The organism is Halobacillus sp. HZG1 (assembly GCF_035818575.1).
Classification (GTDB): Bacteria; Bacillota; Bacilli; order Bacillales; family Halobacillaceae; genus Halobacillus; species Halobacillus litoralis.
On the sequence record NZ_JAYLVQ010000061.1, the window covers coordinates 223844 to 243934 of the forward strand.

Below are 20091 nucleotides of genomic sequence, written 5' to 3' on the forward strand. Positions count from 1 at the left end.
CCTCGCTTTCCTGGCCAATAATTGGTTTCCTATACCACAATTGTTCTCTATTAAGAATATTATAATGCTTTTATTCACTAAAAGAAACAGTTATATTTCCTTACCTTTATATTTTCTAATGAAACCTCTGTTACTCAAGCCTCATCTTTTCTTTAATGAGAACGTTCAAACAATGGGTTTGAGTAATAAGAAACCATCCTATTGGAGCTTGCTGCCCTTCCTTGGCAGCAAACGAACATAAAAAAAAGACGAATGATGATCCGTCTTTTTATTCCTCATAAACTCTGTATTTATTTCTAAACTCTTTCGGCCCGATGCCTTCGATACTTTTAAACACTCGTGTAAAATAGCTCTGACTGTTATATCCGAGTAACGTACTGATATCCATAAGGGAATGATGAGTGATACATAGTAATTCTTTTGCCTCTTTTATCCGTTGTTGATTTATAAACTGAGTAATAGAAATCCCTTTTTCTTTTGTAAAGACTCCAGAGAGATAATTCGGATTAACATTAAGAGCTTCAGCGATTCCTTTCAAGGTCAAATCTTTGGTTAAGTTTTGGAAAATGTATTTCTGCGTTCTTTCCACCAAGGGAGAATACATCCTTCGTTCACCATTCTTCTGTATCCGCTCCAAAAACGATTTAAGGATGTTCATTTCTAAGGCTTTCAGATCTTCTTCTGTTCCCTGAGATTCTAAGAAATTGATATAAAAATCACTTAGAGAATCCACTTCATCCTGCTGGGCACCTTTTTCCATGCATACATGCCCTAGTTCAGAAATCCAACGAATCATTTGATTTTTATGATGGCGGAGGTCTTTTCCGTTTAATGTTTTCTCTCGGAGCTTTTCGTAAACTTCGATGGCTTCATCTTGACCATTTTTAAATAACTCGAAGAATTTTTGTTTGGTTGCTATCGTCTCAGGATACGAAGATAGCGTTTGGGTGAAGGACTGATACTGCTTATGGATTTTCGCCTGTTCCATACTCCCCGTCACCTTTTTTCTCTGCTTCGGTAATAGTTGGTTCATCAATCGTTTAAGCGCGCTTACCTGTGATTGATTCAGCATCGGAAGTTGAGCAAGATACTCGACAAATGGTTCCTCCAACCCAGCATCCAAATCGTTCATAATAAGGTTCATCCTTACATGTTTATGGCTTACTTCCTGTTGAACAAAGGGACCAATGCCAATCACCAGGCTCTTTTTATTTTCATCTACATAAGGGTATAAGAGAAGATGTTGATAATAATGATCTGTGTACACTTGCATGGTAAAGGGATGCTTTCTACACTCATTGATATAGGTTTTATGTATACTCCTAAGAGCTTTGGGTGGCTTTTGAAAATGTTCCGGATAATGGTAGATCATCTTATTTCTTTCATTAAACATTAACACAGGGATGTTCATAGTGATCGAACAATCTTTCAACAAGTTCATTAACTCATATTTTGTCATAAGGACCTCTCTTCCTGCCCCTTCTTTATGCTTAGTACTTCTCTATCATGGCAAAAAAAGAACACCCTTTCAAGTAAAGGATGTCAGACCGTTTTGGCTGATTTAGATTGTTGTTTTAAAAAGTTTTTAACCTCATCTTTACTTAACCCCATGGCTTTCGCTTCTTTCAATAAAAACACCCATTCTTCATCCAACTTCCGTTCTCTAGGCAGCGTTTCCATCCGGTCATCCTCCCCTAATGGTCAATTCGATAAGCAGAGCTTGAGGAATGGCCTTCGCCAGTACCATCAATGCTCGTAGAACTTTGTCCATGTTATATGTATTATTATAATGGATAAATCTAGAATTCAATTGAACTATTATCACTTAAATTTCACATTTTTCAGATAGTTTTTGATAAGTCGAATAAAGATGTTGTATTTTTTTGACGAATAAAGTATAGAAATAAATACCCAGGCATGATTGAATTCACACCTGGGTGTTTTCATGTGTACATGTTATTCCATTTTTCAGTGAGAAGACGGAAGGCGTCTTCATCATGTTGATCGATCGCCTTGTCGATGAGGCGTCGAAGGTTATCTTTTTCTAATTCACGGATGATTTCCTTCACTTCTTTAGATGATTGCTGACTAATTTCGATCCCCTCTTCATAATACGGCGACACAATCGAATGAAGGTGCGAGATAAACTCAGGCAGTTGCAGTAAATCGGAGACAGAAACATAAACCATTTTCTTGCCCCGCTGGAAGACGAATATATCGAAAACGTTATGCACCCGTTGACGATTGCGGTCGATTATAATTTCTCTTGATTCCATCGGGATGAACTGATACAACTCGTTATCAATGAGTAGCGAAAAGTACTGGTAGGCTAGAACGACTCGAATGAAGCGTTTGTCTTCTTTAACATAGTATGGCTTAAGCATTTTTATGTTCAACATGGGCCCACCCCTTTTTCATTAAATCTGAATTTTCAGTATTTTATTCTATTATCGCGTATTTGTCAACAAAATGAAAGCGATTAATATGGAATGGGCTTTGGGGTTCGGCGTTTTTGAAAGGTATTATTGGCGAAGCGATTGTTCCTGGATGGATAACGACCCAGCTGAGCATAATGGCGACTTCATTTAAATCCATAATAAGAAAACCACCATCCAGTGGGATGGTGGTTCAGCGATTTAGATAAGCGCATGCAAACGTTCGTTAACGGTTGCTTTTACAGCGGCCAGCAGTTCTTCACTTTCTTTTCTTGTGCCGGATTTTACTCCGTAATAAAACTTGATTTTCGGTTCTGTACCTGACGGGCGCAGGCAGAACCAGCAGTCGTCCTCAAGGATGAACTTAACGACATTGGACGTCGGAAGGTCGATTTCCTCTTCGGTTCCGCCCTGGACATGTTTACGAAGGGTCGTTGCATAATCTTCAATGGCCACGACTTTCTTTCCACCTGCTTCTTTAATTTCAGCGTTACGGAAGTCGTCCATAATCGCCTTGATTTGTTCAGTTCCTGACTTTCCTTCCAGCTTCATCGACTGAAGGTCTTCAAGGAAGTAGCCGTGTTTTTCATACAACTCATCAAGGGCATCCAGTAACGTTTTGCCTTGATTCTTCCAGTGTGCGCCAACTTCTGCTGCAAGGACAGCCGCCTGGACAGCGTCTTTGTCACGAGCAAAGTCTTTAACCAGATACCCGTAACTTTCCTCATAGCCGAACATGAACGTGTGCTCTCCACTTTGTTCATATTCACGAATTTTTTCCCCGATGAACTTGAAGCCTGTCAGCGTGTCGAGGGAACGGATGCCGTAGGAGTTAGCGATGACCCGGCCGAATTCAGAGGTTACGATCGTTTTGATTAGAAGCCCGTTTTGCGGGAGTTGTTCCGATTGTCCGAGAATATAATCCAGTAAAAGGGCACCCGTCTGGTTCCCTGTAAGAACGACATATTCGCCTTTTTCATTCGGAACGGCAACACCGAGACGGTCGGCATCCGGGTCTGTCGCCATCAGCAAGTCAGCCCCAATGGCTTTTCCTTGATCAATCGCCATCTCAAAAGCCTGATGCTCCTCAGGGTTCGGAGAGGCAACGGTAGAAAATTCAGGATCCGGCTTCGCTTGTTCCTCAACGATGTGAATGGACGTGAATCCACTCTGCTGCAGCCCTTTTTCAACAAGATCACGAGCCGTACCGTGCAGTGGCGTGAACACGAGGGATAGATCCTTTTGGATATCCGGCTGGACTGTAACACCTTTCAATGCTTCAAGATAAGCCTCATCGACTTCATCATCAATCCAGCGAAGCAGTCCCTGTTCTTCCAGCTCTTGTTGATCAGCCGCTTCTACCTTCAATTCGTTTTCCACTTTGTTTACAAAATCGATCATGATTTCCGCCTGCTCAGGAGGAAGTTGACCGCCGTCTTCGTTGTAGGCTTTGAAACCATTGTATTCCGGAGGGTTGTGGCTCGCCGTTACGACAACGCCTGCTGCTGCGTTCAAGTGGCGGACAGCAAAGGATAATTCCGGCGTTGGTCTTAGGGACGTGAATACGTAAGAAGGAATGCCGTGATGGCCAAGGACACGAGCGGTCTCTACTGCGAACTCCTTGGACATATAACGGGAGTCATAAGCAATCGCTACGCCCCTGTTGGACAAGCCCTGGTCATTGACATAGGTGGCCAGGCCTTCGGCCGCTTTTCTCACGGTGTAGATGTTCATGCGGTTTGTTCCTGGTCCGAGCTTTCCGCGCATTCCACCTGTCCCGAATTCCAGGTTCTTGTAGAAAGCATCTTCCAAAGATTGTTCATCTGATGTTAGTTCTTCCAGCTTTGATGCAAGATCAGCATCAAGTTCGGTAAATTCTTTCCAACGGTTGTAATCATTTTTCCACATGCACAACACTCCTTCGTGATTATTTTTCTTTAGCGATTTAGGGAAGCCATTTTCTATGAGTGGAAGTCTATCATTCACATTCCAACTCGTTCTTCTCTAGTTCTTTTCATTCGCCATTATTTGGTGGAAATCCTGTTTTTTCGGCGCATTTAGATAGAAATCTTTTACTTTTCTTCCCTTTTTACACCGAAAGCAAATAAACTATGTAACTTCATCTAATATTGTAACATTTAAGTAGGATGTTTCTATTATGGAAATATCTGTATGACCTGGTACACCTTTTATTCCCAATAAATGAATACCACTTTTAATAGTGTTCTCTTGCGGACTGTGTGTTGGGAATATTTGTATGACCTGGTCATCCTATCACTTCCAAAAGAAAGAAGGCCGCTGTGGAAGCTAGCGGCCTTCTTTCTTTTGTTCCTTATAATGAGTTAATCTGAGGGAAAAAATTTTAGTAGATCTTTTCTTATCTCTATACATATATCTATATCCATCGTCTCTTTCTTCTCTTTATGGATGCGGTAGACGGTTGCTCTTCCTTCTCTTATAAATTCATCTTCGCGTCCATATATTCCCCATTCTTTCATAAGTCTCCTTACGTATTCATCATAGACTTCAAGATTCTTGGGTAATAATAACACTCCTTGCATCCCCTGTTGTGTAAGAATAGTCACTGACTGTTTCACCTCCTCATCTGTCCCATTTAGTTATAATGTACCTTCCATTATTAGTCAATATATCCTATATTTTTCGCTTGTTTGCATTTCTATTTTTTTACAATGAATAGTTCGAAGAAAACGATTTTCCACTCAAAAGGTTTATAAAAACGCCCTTTTCTTTGTGAAAACAGCTTACAAAATGATTTTTTCTAGTTTTGTTAATTTATTGTAAAAGTTCATCTACTAACTGAAGAAGCACGACTTTATCTATCCATTCAGCCGATGGATTCTTTTAGATAGGGGGAAGAACCAAAATACACCTTCCATTTTCTGGTGTACCAGGTCATACATTATATGGAAGGTTAAATCGTCGGATAATTCGGTCTTGTGCTTCAATTTCCTTTCCGTTACAATGTCCTTTATACAAAGAATAATGTTTATTTCAAGTAGACAAGGAGTGTGAACGATGAATAAAGCCATTACCGTAGGACTACTAGGACTTGGAACGGTCGGAAGTGGAGTGATTGAGATCCTCCGCGATCATAAAGAACGCATTGAACATAAGACAGGGTGTAATGTCACGATTAAGTCTGTGCTTGTCAGTGACATGTCAAAAACCCGCGAGGTTCCGGCTGAAACCCAGTTGACGGATCAGTACCAGGATATTACGAGAGATCCGGAGATTGATGTCATCGTAGAGGTGATGGGTGGGATCGATCACACGCTTACTATATTATTAGAAGCCATTGAACACGGAAAACACATCGTCACGGCGAACAAGGATCTTGTCGCCCAACATGGTGAGCAGCTTTTCGAAGCGTGCCAGAAGCATCACTGTGACTTGTATTATGAAGCGAGTGTGGCCGGCGGTATTCCAATCATCCGCTCGATCATGGACGGCCTGTCCTCCGATCGTATTACAAAGATGATGGGAATCGTCAACGGCACGACAAACTATATTATGACGAAGATGGCCCAGGACGGGGTGGACTTTGACAGCGTCTTGAAGGAAGCACAGGATCTTGGTTTCGCAGAAGCCGATCCGACGGCTGACGTAGATGGTCTGGATGCGGCGAGAAAGATGACAATTCTATCAATCTTAGGTTTCTCTATGCCTTACAGTCTGGAAGATGTTGATATTAAAGGAATACGCGGCATTTCTTCTGATGACATTACCTACGCAGAAGAGCTGGGGTATCGCATCAAGCTGATCGGGATTGCGGAAAATAACCACAATGGTGTTTCGGTCAGTGTCGAGCCGACATTGCTTCCGATTCAACACCCGCTTTCTTCTGTTAATGATGAATTTAATGCCGTTTATGTGTACGGAGATGCCGTCGGCGAAACGATGTTCTACGGACCTGGGGCCGGTAAACTTCCGACAGCCACTGCTGTAGTAGCGGACTTGATCGCCGTATTGAAAAACATCCGCCTCGGGACAACAGGTACAGCCTATGTGCAGCCACAGTTCCCTAAGCAGGTGAAAGCGAAGAAAGATCAGCTGACGAAGAAGTATATCCGTCTTCATGTTGATGACAAGGCAGGCATGTTGAACGACTTGACGAACATTTTCGCCCAATACGACCTTTCTTTCGATCAATTCACCCAGCGTTCGACCGATCAGGAAGGCGAACGTGAATTGATGATGGTCACTCATCAAGTAAGCGAGGAAGATTTTGAAAAAGCTATTCAGGATATTGAGTCGCTCGATTCTGTAAGAAATATCGACAGCATATTCCGTGTAGAAGGAGGAAACTGACATGTGGCGTGGATTGATTCATGAATATGGAGAGTTTTTACCCGTTTCCGAAAAAACACCAAAACTGACGTTGCATGAGGGGAATACTCCTCTCCTTCCGATTCCATCCATCTCCCAGGACCTTGGAATTGAGGGGTATGTCAAAATTGAAGGAGCGAACCCGACAGGCTCTTTCAAAGACCGCGGCATGGTGATGGCGATGGCTAAGGCGATTGAAGAAGGTTCAGAAGCTGTGATCTGTGCTTCTACAGGAAACACGTCCGCTTCTGCAGCTGCATTTGCTGCACGAGCAGGCCTTCGCTGCATCGTCGTCATCCCTGATGGAAAAATCGCTGAAGGAAAACTGGCGCAGGCGGTTATGTACGGCGCGGAAATTTTTGCAATCAAAGGGAACTTCGATGACGCTCTTCGTATGGTACGGAAAATGGCAGAGAATGAGCCGGTCACTCTCGTAAACTCTGTGAACCCTTACCGTATCGAAGGACAGAAGACGGCTGCCTTTGAAGTTTGTGATGCGCTTGGAACAGCACCGGATATCTTAAGTATTCCTGTCGGTAATGCCGGAAACATTACGGCGTATTGGAAAGGGTTCAAAGAATACAACGAGCGACATGGTTCCGGACTTCCCCAGATGATGGGCTTTGAGGCGAGCGGTTCTGCCGCAATTGTCCGCAATCAGGTTATTGAAGATCCGGAAACATTGGCGACAGCGATCAGAATCGGGAACCCGGCAAGCTGGGATAAAGCGTTAAGCGTGCGTGCTGAATCGAATGGCCTAATTGATGAAGTGACAGATGAAGAAATCGTTGAAGCCTATCAGTATCTCGCGCAAAAAGAAGGCGTGTTCGCTGAGCCTGCCTCCTGTGCTTCCATCGCAGGTATGATTAAAAAAGTGAAAGACGGTACGATTCCACAAGGTTCTAAAATCGTTCATGTGTTAACAGGGAACGGGTTGAAGGATCCGACGACAGCCATGGACCAGAGCCCAGTCAAACCGACACGCATCGAAAATGATTACAACATCTTCGCTTCTGCTGTGACAGGTGTTCAATCATGAGCCGGTTTCAAATCCGAGTGCCTGCGACATCCGCGAACCTCGGCCCGGGATTTGATTCCGTCGGTATTGCACTATCGAAATATGTGACGCTTGACTGCCAGCCGGCCGATGAATGGTTTTTTTCCGTTCCTGAAGAAGACCAGCCTTATATCCCTTCGGGTAAAAACAACCTGATTTACAAGACGGCGTTATTCACAGCCGAAGCCATGGGGCATGAAGACCTCCCCCCCACCTATGTGCAGCTTGAGAATGATGTGCCAATCGCCCGAGGGCTTGGAAGTTCATCAACCGCAGTAGTGGGAGGTATTGAACTGGCTGATCATCTCCTTGACCTTGGCTTAAGTCGTTATGAAAAATTTAAAATTGCCTGCGAGATTGAGGGGCATCCTGACAATGTAGGACCGGCGATTTTCGGCGGCATTATGGTTTCTAATTATGACGAGGAGCATTTGGATTATGTCCATTTCACAGAAGGAATGGATAAGTTAACCTGGCTCGCCATCATTCCCGACTATCATTTGGAAACGGAAAAAGCACGTGGATTACTGCCTGTGGAAATGGAGTACAAACAGGCGGTGAACAATAGCGGGAGCGCCAATGTGCTCGTCGCTGCCTTAGCTACAAAAAATTGGGCGCTTGCCGGAAAAATGATGCAGAGCGACCGCTGGCATCAGCCTTACCGGCAGATTCTCATTCCTGGATTCTCTTCTTTTAAAGAAATACTGGAAAAAGAACATTCGCTCGGCCACTATATCAGTGGGGCAGGACCGACCACTGTGGCCCTTTTTGATGAATGGGATGAAGGTAAACGAGAACGACTTGAAGTAGCTCTTGATGAATATCAGGTCGAACCGCTCCAGGTGAACCTGAGTGGTGCAGAAACATTGGTTTTGACCCCTGAAAAATGACAAAGAGAACCAGTACATGAAGTACTGGTTCTCTTTTTGTTTTGGTGTGAATGGGCGAGCCTTTTGCGCGACTCGGCACTTCTTTGGCGCGATTCGGCTTCCCTTTGGCGCGACTCGCTCTCCCTTTGGCGCGACTCGGCACCTCTTTGGCGCGATTCGCCTTCCCTTTGGCGCGATTTGGCACCTCTTTGGTGCGCTACTATAAAATATGGAGTCCAGGATCAACGTTTCTCCGTGCTTTTTCTAACATAAAAGAGGAGAATGAGTAAAACTCCCACCAAGCCTCCAATGCTGTCTAAAACGACATCCCCGGCATAAGGCGTGCGGTTGGGGGTGAGTGACTGGTGATATTCATCAAAACAAGCATAGAGGACGGTGATCATGTAAGATACGATCAATTTCCCTTTTAATCCCCACCTCGTGTTGTGATGGAAAGCGAGAAATGTCGTGATCATGAGGAAGAAAAAAACGGTCAGGTGGGCTGCTTTCCTAATGAGAAACTCCAGCATGCCATCAACCCCACGGCTTTCTATATTGATCGTCTCCCCGTAGTAAGTAAATTCGATGAGGGATAACACGGGTTTGATAAAATCTAAATTCATATAAAGATTCATCGTTGGACGCAGGTCCTGTTGTTCATAGGGCTGGGAAGAAAAGAAGAAAATTAAACCCATTACACCCAGGGGTAATAAACCATAAATAACTTTTTTACACAAAATCAGTCACACTTTCCTATTATCTTTTCATTTGCATATTTAATAGTTTACAACAACTGTAAATGATTTTAAAAGATTTAAAGAATTACTAACTCACACTATTATTAAGGAGAAAATTTGTATACAATATTATTAGAAAATCAAAAGGGGGATTCGAAATGGCGAAGAAGAGTAAACAATACGACTATGACCTCAGCGAAGTAAAACGTCTAATCGGCGAGACAGATAAAAACTACCGAGAAATTGCTGCAGAGACAGGATGCCCGTATGCGAGCGTCGTGTATCACGGTCGTAAGATTCGCGGACGTGTCAATCGTATGCGTCAGGAAGAAATGATGGAAGAACAACCACAATCGTTTTTATCGATTAAAGAGGATCAACATACATCAGAGGAAGCGACGATGTTGTCTGGCGGGACGACGTTGAGCATTTCCAGAAATGACGTGCAAATCCAGGATGCAGAGCAAGAGGCGGCTAAGATGATTAAAGCTGCACGCGCGCTTGGATTGAGCAAAATAAATATAACCATTAATAAATAAGCGCACAGTCTCGGGGTCCCCTCCGAGGCTTTTTATATGGTCTTACCAAGTTCCTTCAGTTTCTTCCTTGCGTGTCTCCCCCAGTTTTTCACAGCATCCTGACTTACCCCTTCCAGACGAGCAATCTGTGAAATGGACCGGTCCCTAATGATATAGTGATAGACCCATTTCCACTGATTCGGTGTGAGCGCCTCTTTTACCTGGTTCCATAGGGGTTCGTCTGTAATTTCGTCCTCCCATTGATCGCGTCCCTCCTGTACCATCTGCTCGGCGATCCCCTCCTCCTGCTCATAGGTTCTTGAATCTTTACGGATTTTATCAATCAACGCATTGCGGACTTTCCAGTGCATGTATGAATGCAAGGTTCCCGCCTCAGGGTCATATGTACGGTAGGCATTCCACAGAGCGAAAAGACCTTCGGCATAGAAATCGCCGTTTCGATCTCTAATATTCAGCTTATGAATATGATAATGAATCAACTCTTCACTTTCTGCTACTAATTTTTCAAACATATCATCGATAACCATAAGACACCCTCCCTAAATAATCCTTCATACTATAATCGATAGAAAAAGGGATTTTGGTGTCATGTTTTTGCAAATTTTTCAATTTTATGTAGAAGAAAATTGAATTTTTCTTTTCATTCGTTAGGAAATACAGGATAATAGATGCATAGAAAGGAGTGTGTCATGAAAGATCATATTCTTGATTTCCCCGCTTATCAACGCCTTATCCATTCCTGCCTCCGTCGTTGGAAGCTCCCGGAGCCTTACGAAGACTGCCTGCAGGAGAGCTATCTCATTTATGTACGTTGTGTAGAAAAGTATGACTACAAACGCAGCAAGTTCTCCACGTTTTTCATTCAATCCTTGTACAGACACTTCCAAACGATGAACAGAAGAAACCATCAAAACAGGGAAGCCATTCACTTTTTCTCCATCCAACAAAACCCACACGGAAAAGACCCGCTGCACGAACCTCTTCTTCTTCTTGACATTCATCACTTTTCCTCTCTCACACTTATAGAACAAGCCGTTTTTGAAAGATGCTATATCGGTTACACCGTGAATCAAATTTCTTCATTGATAGGAAAGAGCCCTTCTACTATTCTAAGAGCCCGAAGACAGATCAGGAGAAAAACAGCCGACTGTTTACCCACGTAGTAAATAGGGAAAATATAATTATCCCAATAAAAACGGAGGAATCCTCTTTGGAACAAACGTCCCGGTCCTTGTTCCCTCTTGCGAATATATGGCTCGATGATGCACCAACTACGTTCACCCATGCATTCCTTGAGCGTCTGGCTTACGAATGGATGGTTGAAATCGTCAATCCTTTTCCGCTGCCACTGTTAGAAGATCGAGAACTTATACTCGACATCTCCATCGAACAAACCGACGGCACTCTATTTGCCCACCTCCCCATTCAGTCCTACAGCATCGAAGCCGGCAATGAATTTAACGTCTATCGGTTTCACATGTACCCACCGGAGTAATCACGATTTTCCTCCACGTTCCTTAGAATGTTATAATGTCAGGGACGTTTTATGGAAAGGAAGAGACGATGCTCTATCTCGGATTTGCCGGATTTTTTCTCATTTATTTAATTCTGGGCTGGTTCACGAATGTCGTGGAAATGTCGACCTTCAGCGCCATCTTCAGTGTCGCGTTTCTATGCCTGAACCTTTATATGTTCTGGAAAGATAAGAAAAACCAAAGCTCCACATAAAAAAGATCCGTCTATAAAGGCGGATCTTTTTTATGTGGAGCTTTCCTGTAGTTGTGGTGTTATTGGAATTATTTGTATTACCTGGTACAACAATATTTGGAAATGGTGCAGGAGTTTAGACGCTTTTGTCGAATAAAGGAGAGGTGTAATTATTGATGGAGAAAGGATTGATGTTATGCGTAAGCGTCGATGGTTTCCGAAGGCCTGGTACCATATAACGGCTAGAGGAAACCGAAAAGTAGATATTTTTTATGATGAGAAAGACAGGTACAAGTATTTAACACTATTGCAGGAAGCAAAGCTTTCCCACCCGTTCCACCTTCACTCTTTTTGCCTCATGTCCAACCACGTCCACCTCCTTATCGAAACCATTGAACTCCCACCAGGCACTTTCATGAAGGATCTTCACTCCCAATACGCGATGTATTTCAACAAGAAATACGGCTATGCTGGTCATCTCTTTGAAGGGCCCTATAAAGCGAAGCTCGAGGATGATGTGAATGCCGTGCTCCAGGTCAGTCGCTATATTCACTTGAACCCTTGTCGGGCACTCATCACCTTTCAGCCTGAAGATTACAAATGGAGCAGTTACGCTCATTACTTATCCCCCTCTCCTTATTACTCCGAGTTCGTTTCCACCTCTACGATTCTTTCTTATTTCAAAGACGTGAAGCAGTATGAGTTTTTTGTTCAAATGGCAAATAAAGTAAGACCTGGTCACCCAAATAATGGATGACTAGGTCTTACATAAAATCCCACACAGAACCTCTATCCTTTCACAATTTATGATAACTTAAGTTTATAATGATTATTCGACATCATATCTTTTTCTAAGGAAGTGCATAGGTATATGACTGAGAATATGTATTTAAGAAAGTTCTTGGTGGGTATGATTTTTTATTTTATTTTTCTCTTATTCACCATTTTTTCAAGTTTCATCCTAGGATGGGAGATCGTAGAGTTGGTGACTGCGGTTACGAACATCCATTTCCTTTTTGCATTTTTTGTTTACGCCCCGTTCTGGTCGCTCATTAGTGAAGGGTTAAGTGATGCACTAAGGAAAAAAGGAAGAATTAAATCAAAGAACGCACGATACGTTTCTCTACTCTTCCATCTCGTAGGGGGACCTCTTTTTCTATTCTTTTTTCCGCTGCTTGAAAACAATCTGGAAGGTTTATTCACCAGGTTTTACCCGACGATACTTTTTCTATTTTTATCTTCCATTCCGGCATTTTTTTACTGGTGCATAGAGGAAAGTTTGATGCGAAATAGAATGGATTCCAAAGCTTAAAAGCCCTGCTAAAAAAAGACCTGGTCACCCATATAATGGGTGACCAGGTCTTACATAAAATCCCAATTAAGGCTGAAGGAAGGTTTCTACTTCTTCGAGGGCTTGGGCGGCGTCGGGGCCGATGCAGGTGACTTCGATTTCGTCGCCTTCGTGCAGTCTTAAGTTGATCAGGCCGAGAAAGCTTTTCAGGTTGGCTTCGTGTACGCTTCCCTGGACCACTTTCTTCAGAATGATTTCTGAATCATAGCTTTGGATGATCTGAGAGAGCTCCATGATTGTTTGTGTTTCTTTCATGTGTACCTTCACATCTTTCGATACTTTTTCGCTCATTTCAATCTTCCTCCTTTATATGAATAAGTTCAATAGTATAGGGATGGTGACGATACTGAATAACGTCGTCACTAAAGTAATGCTTGAAACAAGGTCCGGCTTCGAATTGAACTGGACGGCATAAATGGTCGTCGTTGCTGCTGAAGGCATGGCCGCGGAAACGATCAGCACAGCAGCCATCATGTCACTCATCGGCAGCACTAGTGTCAGAACGAAGGCGATGAGTGGTGAACCAATCAGACGAAGGGTCGTGGCATAGGAAACTTTCGGCCATTCCAGGTTTCTCAATGGGATGCCGGCAAGCTGCATGCCAAGTACCACCATCACCATCGGAACTGTTGCGGCTGCCAGCAAGTCGATGCTGTTCATAAGATTATCGGGGACGGGTACTCCGCCAAGATTCATGGGAAGTGCCACAAGTACCGCATATGTCGGTGGCATTTTCAAAACAGAAAGCAGGGCCATTTTCAATCCGGAGGTTCCTTTAGCCGCATAGTACACGCCGAAAAAGTTCATAATGATGGCCTGCAGAACCATGAAGGACACGGAGTAGACAAATCCTTCTTCACCGAAAGCAAAAAGAATGATCGGTACGCCGTAGTTCCCGGAATTCATGAACGCCGTTGATAAAATCAACCCGCTCTCCATGCTCTGGTCGTAGTTTTTTACCTTGCTGACAATTTTGTTGATTCCAAGAATGCTGAAAAGCAACAGGCCGGAGAAGACGAGCATCATCAAATATTCCCCGTTCAAATCCGCTTCGTAAAATGTCTGGAACACTAAACAGGGCAGCATCACATACAGAGCGATCGTCGATACAGATTTCACATCTAATTTAGCGATTTTTTGTATGGTAAAGCCGGCTCCGAAAATGAGAATAACCGGCAATACGACTTGGATAAATACACTCATAACACATTTACCGTTCGGCTGCGTCCCGCCATCCAATAGACGGCGTCCGCACCGCCTTTCCTTTTAAACTGAGGGGTGTAATGTAACGCTTAAAACCGAAAAACCCCTTGCCTAAAAGCAAGGGATTCCGGGTGACGTACAAGGAGGGTCAGTCCTTTTTTCATCATTCAGCGAAGCTGATCAACCATAGAGATAATTCTGGAATAAATGTAATCATCAGTAGCGAGAAGATCATCGCGAAAAAGTATGGGATGATCGCACGGGATAGCTGCTCGATGGAGAGCCCGGATATTCCGGATCCGACGAACAAGTTGACGCCGAGTGGCGGTGTAATGAATCCGATCGCCAGGTTCACGACCATGATGATTCCGAAGTGGATCGGATCGTAACCAAGGTTTACGGCAATCGGTAGCAGGATCGGTGTCAATATGATGATCGCTGCCAGTGTATCCATGAAACACCCGACGATAAGCAGAAGCAATGTGATCAATAGAATCAGAATGATCTCATTTTCTGATATGGACAACATGAAGTTGGCCACTTGCGTAGGGATCTGCTCGATCGTAAGTAGACGGCCGAAAGCGGTTGCGGAACCAACGATGATTAGGACGGTCGCCGTCGTCAAAGCTGAATCTGCGAAAATTTTCGGCATGTCTTTGATGCTGAGTTCACCGTAAAGGAACAAGCCGGCGATCATACCGTACACGACAGCAATAACGGCTGCTTCTGTCGGCGTGAAAATTCCGCCGTAAATCCCACCTAAGATAATGACAGGAATGACAAGGGCCCATTTGGCTTCCCAGAGTGTTTTTCCGATGTTTGCGAGGGACGTTTTTTCTGCCAGACCTTTATACCCTTGTTGTCTTGAATAAATGTACGCCCAAGCAAGAAGTGCTCCACCGACGATAAATCCTGGGATAATTCCTGCGATGAACATGTCTCCGATGGAGGCTCCACCAACGACACCGTAGATGACCATTGGAATACTTGGAGGGATGATGACACCAATGGAACCCGCTGCAGCTACCGTAGCTGTCGCGAATTTCTTGTCATATCCTTGTCTCACCATGGCAGGAATCATAATACCACCGATCGCTGCAACGGTGGCTGGTCCTGAGCCGGAAATCGCTGCAAAGAACATACATGTGACGATGGTCGCCATCGCAAATCCACCCGTTTTGTTACCAACCAGAGCGTTTGCGAAGTTGAACAATCTCTCGGATATGCCGCCTTTCCCCATGATTTCACCAGCTAGGATGAAAAAGGGAACGGCCATCAATGGGAATGAATCGACAGATGTGACGAGTTCCTTCATTAAAAACTGCACCGGAATGGCGCCCGTATAGAAGATGGTCGCGAGTGTCGATAGTCCGAGAGCGATCCCGATTGGTACACTAAGCAATAGGAAGAGGGCGAATGTCCCGAATAATACGATTGTTGTCATGATTCATCCTCTCCTTCCTGCTGCTGCATACGATCGCGTTCATCGTCGACGTCGAGTTCTTTTTTACCAATCAACATTTTGATCTGAACAATCAAATTTTGTACGAGACGGATCGCTGTCAAAGCAAATCCGACTGGTGTCGCCATGTAAACAAGCCCCATCGGTATATGTAAGGCCGGTGACTGTTGGCCGAACGATAGCAACTGGGAAGCGATGCTGTATCCATTGACGACCACATACAAACTGAAAACTAAGAATAGTAGATTCGCAATGATGGCGAGCATCAATTTTGCTTTTCCTTTAAGTAACAGCAGCATGACATCCACTTTGATGTGGCGCTGCTTCTTCACTCCGTAACTGATTCCGATATACACTAACCAAATGAAGCAGTACCGTCCGAGTTCCTCTGACCAGGACAATGAATTTCCCGACACACGCATCGCGACTTGCAGGAAAATGACACTGACCATGATGGTCGAGAAAATGACGAGCAATACTTCTTCAAATCTTCGGTCGATCGCTCGAATGATGTTCATTTTCTTCACCTCAACTGACCCTGAATGGAGAAGAATACGCTGCAGACCCGCTACAGCGTACCCTTTTGCATTCTATTATTTTTGCGCGTCTTCAATCGCTTTGTACACTTTGTCTACCGTTTCTTCACCAATCTTACTCTTGTAATCTTCAATGACAGGAGCTACCGCATCGACCATTTCCTGGCGAGCTTCATCTGAGATTTCTGTGTACTCCATGCCTTCTTCTTGAAGCTGTTTCAAATACTTTTCGTTCGCTTCACGGTTCAACTTACGCTCATGCTTACCTGCTTCTACTGCTGCATCTTTCACAATCTTCTGCTGATCTTCAGTCAATCCATCATAGAAAGATTTGCTCATCAAGAATACGAATGGGCTGTAGATGTGGTGCGTGTTGGATACGTGATCCTGAACTTCATAGAACTTTTGAAGATAGATTGTTGCATAAGGATTTTCCTGACCGTCAACTGTACCTTGCTGCATTGCTGTGAACAATTCTGTGAATGCCATAGGTGTAGGGTTTGCTCCTAGTGCCTTGAAGGCATCCAGGTGAAGATCGTTTTCCATGGTACGGATTTTCAAACCATCAAAGTCATCAACGGAGGCTACCGCGCGCTCACTGTTTGTAAGGTCACGGAAACCATTTTCCCAATAAGCAAGGCCTACAAGGTTCTGTTCTTCTAGTTTCCCAAGCAATTCTTGTCCAACTTCACCGTCTAGTACTTCATCCGCTACTTGTTCGTTAGGGAAAAGGAACGGAATGTCGAAGACGCTGAATTCTGGTACGAAGTTCGCTAGTGGTGCTGTAGAAGGAACAACCACTTCCTGTGTACCAAGCTGAAGGGCTTCCGTCATGGAACGGTCGTCACCAAGCTGACCACTGTGATAGGTATCCACTTTGATCGCGCCGTCTGTTTTCTCTTCCACAATTTCCTTAAACTTCAATAGACCTTTGTACTGAGGGTGGTCACTGTTCAGACCGATACCCGCTTTAATCGTTTTTGTTTCCCCGCTGTCGCCTGAAGCGCTTTCACCTTCGCCACTGCTGGACTCTGCATCGCCGTTACCACAAGCGGCAAGGACCGTAATCAAAAGAACCATGGACAATAAACCAAATAATTTCTTCATGTTCAACCTCTCTCCTTTTGTATGTAAAATTTTTTTCACAAAGCTTACGTACTATTCCTAAAACAGTAACCGCTTTCAATAAAGGGCCAACGTAACAGGAATCGATTCCATAGAAAATAGTTTCCGTATGTACATCTCCCTCTGCGTCTTGATTAGAAGCGCTTTCAAAGAACCTCTAAAAAAAAGCGTGTTGAAAAATGTGAAAATTATTTTCTGTAATTTCGATTATACAATAAATCTTTTTTAGTTCAATAGTTTTTCAGAAAAAAATTTCAACGAACCCAAACTTTCTTTTGAAATTAATTTCATATACAATAAGAGAAAGTGGAAATTCGAAGGAGGAATCCCTATGATTGAAGCTCCCACGAAACACGTCATCAGTCGAATCCGTTCTTCTTATACGCAGTTCAGTGAAAAAGAAAAACTGATCGCTGATTACATTTTAGAAAATTCAGAAGAAATCGTTCACTCTACCATTAACCAGGTTGCGGATGATCTTATGGTCGCTGATGCAACCGTTTTCAGATTTTGTAAGCGCTTAGGTTTTAAAGGCTATCAGGCCATGAAAATTGCTTTAGCCTCAGAAATCGTCAATCCGATCCAGGATATCCATGAAAAGATATCTGAAGAAGATACCGACTTTGAAATTACTGAAAAAGTTTTTCAAGCGAATATCCGGGCACTTGAAACATCCCGGGATGTCCAGAACCCGCTTTCTTTGAAAAAAGCAATGGAGTACTTGGTCGAAGCCGATCGGGTGTTCTTTTTCGGAAGTGGGGGCTCGAACATCCTTGCGATGGACGCTCAGCACAAGTTTATGAGGACCGGAATGGAAGCCTATGCGTACCCGGATACACACTTACAGCTGATGTCCGCTTCGCAAATGAGAGAAACGGATGTAGCGGTCGTTATTTCCCATACCGGTTCCAATCAGGATATTCTCGATATTGTGGATGTCGCGAAAGAGAACCATGTGAAGATTATCGCTATAACAAACTTCGCTAAATCTCCACTGACAAAAGTGGTTGATTTGTCTTTGTATACTGTCGCAGAGGAAACGGAATTCCGTTCAGAAGCGCTCGCTTCAAGAATCGCCGGTCTTTCGCTGATCGATTCTCTTTTTGTCAATTATAGTGTAAAAATGAAGGAACAAGCGCAGACCGCTACGCAGCGCATGCGTGATGCGATCTCAAGAAAGCGTGTGTAGAAAGGAAATTTAAGATGAGTTATGTGATTGGATTAGATCTTGGAACGACGAGCGCGAAATCCGTCGTTTTTCATAAAAATGGAGAGGTAGCCGCTGAATACGAAGTGGCTTACCCTCTCTCCCACCCTGTCGTCGGTCACGCCGAACAGGACCCGCTTCAAATAGAGCAGGCCGCACTAGAAGCGTTGAATTTAAGTACGGAAACGATTGAACGTGAAGACATTGTGGGCGTCGGAATCTCTGCTGCTATGCACTCCCTGATTTGTATGGATGAAAAAGGGGCTCCTCTTTCCCCGTCAATCATTTGGGCAGACGCGCGCAGTGCAGAGGAAGCGAACACCTTGAAGGAAAGCCACCCCGATGTGTATAGGCGCACAGGTACACCGCTGCATCCAATGTCTCCGTTATCGAAACTGTTATGGATGAAAAACAACCACTATGAACCATGGCAGAAAGCCGACTACTTTGTATCGGTGAAAGAATTTTTATTGTATCGCTGGTTCGGGGAAAAAGTGGTCGATTATTCGATTGCTGCAGCCACGGGGCTTTTCAACATTCTTGAACATACTTGGGATGAAGAAACGCTCACTGTTGCAGGCATTGGTCGCGAACAGCTTTTCCAACCTGTGGAGCCTACGTATGCAATGAAAGGCATGAGTGCAGAAGCCGCTGAAAAGGCTGGTCTCGATGCAGGAACGCCGTTTGTCATCGGCGGCAGTGATGGGCCTTTGGCGAACCTTGGAATTGGAGCGATTCAGCCTGGTGAGACAGCCATCACCATTGGGACAAGTGGAGCGATCCGACAATTTTCCAGTGAACCGCTTCTGGATGATCAACAGGAAGTGTTCTCCTACAGCTTTACCGATGATTTATGGATTACCGGCGGACCGTCAAATAACGGAGGTCTTGTGTTGCAATGGGTGCAGCGGCTCTTTTCCGGTGAGGAAAAAATTTCAGTGGAAGAGTTGACTCGTCTAGCCAGTGAAGTGGAAGCGGGTGCGGGAAATTTGATTTTCCTTCCTTATCTAAATGGGGAGCGCGCGCCGTTCTGGAACGCAGAAGCGAAAGGATCTTTCATCGGTCTCACACCTGCCCACGGCAAGGAACATATGACGAGAGCCGCGATGGAAGGCGTACTGTTTTCCATTTTACATATTGGAAGTGCCCTGGAGCGTCTTGGTAACAAGCATGACAAAATTTATGCGAGTGGCGGGTTTGCCCGGTCAGAGGCGTGGGTTCAGATGCTCGCTGACATTTTCAACAAGCGGATCGACATTCCGGTAAGCCATCAAAGTTCCGCCTGGGGAGCGGCCTGGGTAGCCTTGTACAGTCTCGGTCACGTGGACAGCTTAGCATCGATTAAATCTTCGATCCCAATGAAGGAACATTATGAGCCGAATGCCGAGAATCATCAAAAATACAAAGCCCTCTTTGAAGTCTACGAATCCGTATCAAGCAAACTGCAAACCGACTTCGAAAAACTTCATCGTATGTAAGATGTAAATAAATGGTGTACCAGGTCATCCAAATATTG

General features: G+C 44.1%; 22 protein-coding genes. 10 read left to right on the plus strand and 12 right to left on the minus strand.

Annotated elements, in window-relative coordinates:
• Positions 1–268: 268 nt before the first annotated feature.
• The 5 genes from VKA52_RS10180 to VKA52_RS10200 form a co-directional block, all read right to left on the minus strand.
• A complete protein-coding gene (locus VKA52_RS10180) occupies positions 269–1459 on the minus strand; it encodes a helix-turn-helix domain-containing protein (RefSeq protein WP_160911075.1) in 1191 nt (396 codons plus the stop codon).
• 83 nt (positions 1460–1542) lie between these two features.
• Positions 1543–1680 carry an anti-repressor SinI family protein gene (locus tag VKA52_RS10185; RefSeq protein ID WP_160911073.1) on the minus strand — a complete coding sequence of 46 codons (138 nt, stop codon included), beginning with the start codon at positions 1678–1680 and terminating at the stop codon, positions 1543–1545.
• Between the two features lie 263 nt (positions 1681–1943).
• Positions 1944–2384: an IDEAL domain-containing protein gene (locus tag VKA52_RS10190; RefSeq protein ID WP_326315585.1), complete on the minus strand. Its 441-nt coding sequence runs from the start codon at positions 2382–2384 to the stop codon at positions 1944–1946.
• Between the two features lie 252 nt (positions 2385–2636).
• Complete coding sequence (locus VKA52_RS10195; protein WP_326315586.1) at positions 2637–4343, minus strand: phospho-sugar mutase; 1707 nt, start codon at positions 4341–4343, stop codon at positions 2637–2639.
• Positions 4344–4777: 434 nt separating this feature from the next.
• Complete coding sequence (locus VKA52_RS10200; RefSeq protein WP_326315587.1) at positions 4778–5020, minus strand: hypothetical protein; 243 nt, start codon at positions 5018–5020, stop codon at positions 4778–4780.
• A gap of 451 nt (positions 5021–5471) precedes the next feature.
• On the opposite strand from VKA52_RS10200, the gene VKA52_RS10205 reads away from it, so the two are divergent.
• The 3 genes from VKA52_RS10205 to thrB are packed head-to-tail and all read left to right on the plus strand — an operon-like array spanning position 5472 to position 8729.
• Positions 5472–6764 carry a homoserine dehydrogenase gene (locus tag VKA52_RS10205; protein WP_326315588.1) on the plus strand — a complete coding sequence of 431 codons (1293 nt, stop codon included), beginning with the start codon at positions 5472–5474 and terminating at the stop codon, positions 6762–6764.
• A 1-nt stretch (position 6765) separates the two neighbouring features.
• Complete coding sequence (gene thrC, locus VKA52_RS10210; protein WP_160911064.1) at positions 6766–7821, plus strand: threonine synthase; 1056 nt, start codon at positions 6766–6768, stop codon at positions 7819–7821.
• On the plus strand, positions 7818–8729 hold the full coding sequence (gene thrB / locus VKA52_RS10215) for a homoserine kinase (protein WP_326315589.1): 912 nt from the start codon (positions 7818–7820) through the stop codon (positions 8727–8729). Before thrC ends, thrB begins: the two co-directional genes overlap by 4 nt.
• Positions 8730–8950: 221 nt before the next feature.
• Here the strand turns inward: thrB and VKA52_RS10220 are convergent, their stop codons facing one another.
• A complete protein-coding gene (locus VKA52_RS10220) occupies positions 8951–9403 on the minus strand; it encodes a VanZ family protein (protein ID WP_326315590.1) in 453 nt (150 codons plus the stop codon).
• 200 nt (positions 9404–9603) lie between these two features.
• Here VKA52_RS10220 and VKA52_RS10225 point away from each other — a divergent pair, with 200 nt between their 5' ends.
• Positions 9604–9984: a hypothetical protein gene (locus VKA52_RS10225; protein ID WP_160911058.1), complete on the plus strand. Its 381-nt coding sequence runs from the start codon at positions 9604–9606 to the stop codon at positions 9982–9984.
• 32 nt (positions 9985–10016) lie between these two features.
• Here VKA52_RS10225 and VKA52_RS10230 read toward each other — a convergent pair whose 3' ends face one another.
• Positions 10017–10511 (minus strand): sigma-70 family RNA polymerase sigma factor, encoded by a 495-nt coding sequence (locus tag VKA52_RS10230; RefSeq protein ID WP_326315591.1) that lies wholly within the window; start codon positions 10509–10511, stop codon positions 10017–10019.
• 162 nt (positions 10512–10673) lie between these two features.
• Between VKA52_RS10230 and VKA52_RS20790 the strand changes: the two genes are divergently transcribed.
• The 4 genes from VKA52_RS20790 to VKA52_RS10250 all read left to right on the plus strand — a co-directional run bounded on the left by VKA52_RS20790 (position 10674) and on the right by VKA52_RS10250 (position 12448).
• The gene (locus VKA52_RS20790) at positions 10674–11147 is read left to right on the plus strand and encodes an RNA polymerase sigma factor (protein WP_442788837.1); all 474 of its coding nucleotides are present in this window, start codon (positions 10674–10676) and stop codon (positions 11145–11147) included.
• Between the two features lie 47 nt (positions 11148–11194).
• Complete coding sequence (locus tag VKA52_RS10240) at positions 11195–11479, plus strand: hypothetical protein (RefSeq protein ID WP_326315593.1); 285 nt, start codon at positions 11195–11197, stop codon at positions 11477–11479.
• Positions 11480–11514: 35 nt separating this feature from the next.
• Positions 11515–11712, plus strand: coding sequence for a hypothetical protein (locus VKA52_RS10245; RefSeq protein ID WP_160911053.1), 198 nt, complete (start codon positions 11515–11517; stop codon positions 11710–11712).
• A gap of 175 nt (positions 11713–11887) precedes the next feature.
• On the plus strand, positions 11888–12448 hold the full coding sequence (locus VKA52_RS10250) for a transposase (protein WP_326315594.1): 561 nt from the start codon (positions 11888–11890) through the stop codon (positions 12446–12448).
• Between the two features lie 621 nt (positions 12449–13069).
• Here the strand turns inward: VKA52_RS10250 and VKA52_RS10255 are convergent.
• The 5 genes from VKA52_RS10255 to VKA52_RS10275 all read right to left on the minus strand — a co-directional run bounded on the left by VKA52_RS10255 (position 13070) and on the right by VKA52_RS10275 (position 17350).
• The gene (locus tag VKA52_RS10255; RefSeq protein WP_160911049.1) at positions 13070–13333 is read right to left on the minus strand and encodes an HPr family phosphocarrier protein; all 264 of its coding nucleotides are present in this window, start codon (positions 13331–13333) and stop codon (positions 13070–13072) included.
• A gap of 15 nt (positions 13334–13348) precedes the next feature.
• On the minus strand, positions 13349–14245 hold the full coding sequence (locus VKA52_RS10260; protein WP_326315595.1) for an AEC family transporter: 897 nt from the start codon (positions 14243–14245) through the stop codon (positions 13349–13351).
• Positions 14246–14408: 163 nt separating this feature from the next.
• A complete protein-coding gene (locus VKA52_RS10265) occupies positions 14409–15689 on the minus strand; it encodes a TRAP transporter large permease (protein WP_160911047.1) in 1281 nt (426 codons plus the stop codon).
• A complete protein-coding gene (locus VKA52_RS10270; protein WP_160911046.1) occupies positions 15686–16225 on the minus strand; it encodes a TRAP transporter small permease in 540 nt (179 codons plus the stop codon). The genes VKA52_RS10265 and VKA52_RS10270 overlap by 4 nt, the downstream gene beginning before the upstream one ends.
• 75 nt (positions 16226–16300) lie before the next feature.
• Positions 16301–17350, minus strand: coding sequence for a TRAP transporter substrate-binding protein (locus VKA52_RS10275; RefSeq protein WP_206947403.1), 1050 nt, complete (start codon positions 17348–17350; stop codon positions 16301–16303).
• A 349-nt stretch (positions 17351–17699) separates the two neighbouring features.
• On the opposite strand from VKA52_RS10275, the gene VKA52_RS10280 reads away from it, so the two are divergent.
• Complete coding sequence (locus tag VKA52_RS10280) at positions 17700–18557, plus strand: MurR/RpiR family transcriptional regulator (protein ID WP_326315596.1); 858 nt, start codon at positions 17700–17702, stop codon at positions 18555–18557.
• Positions 18558–18571: 14 nt separating this feature from the next.
• The gene (locus tag VKA52_RS10285) at positions 18572–20053 is read left to right on the plus strand and encodes a gluconokinase (RefSeq protein ID WP_326315597.1); all 1482 of its coding nucleotides are present in this window, start codon (positions 18572–18574) and stop codon (positions 20051–20053) included.
• Positions 20054–20091 lie beyond the last annotated feature (38 nt).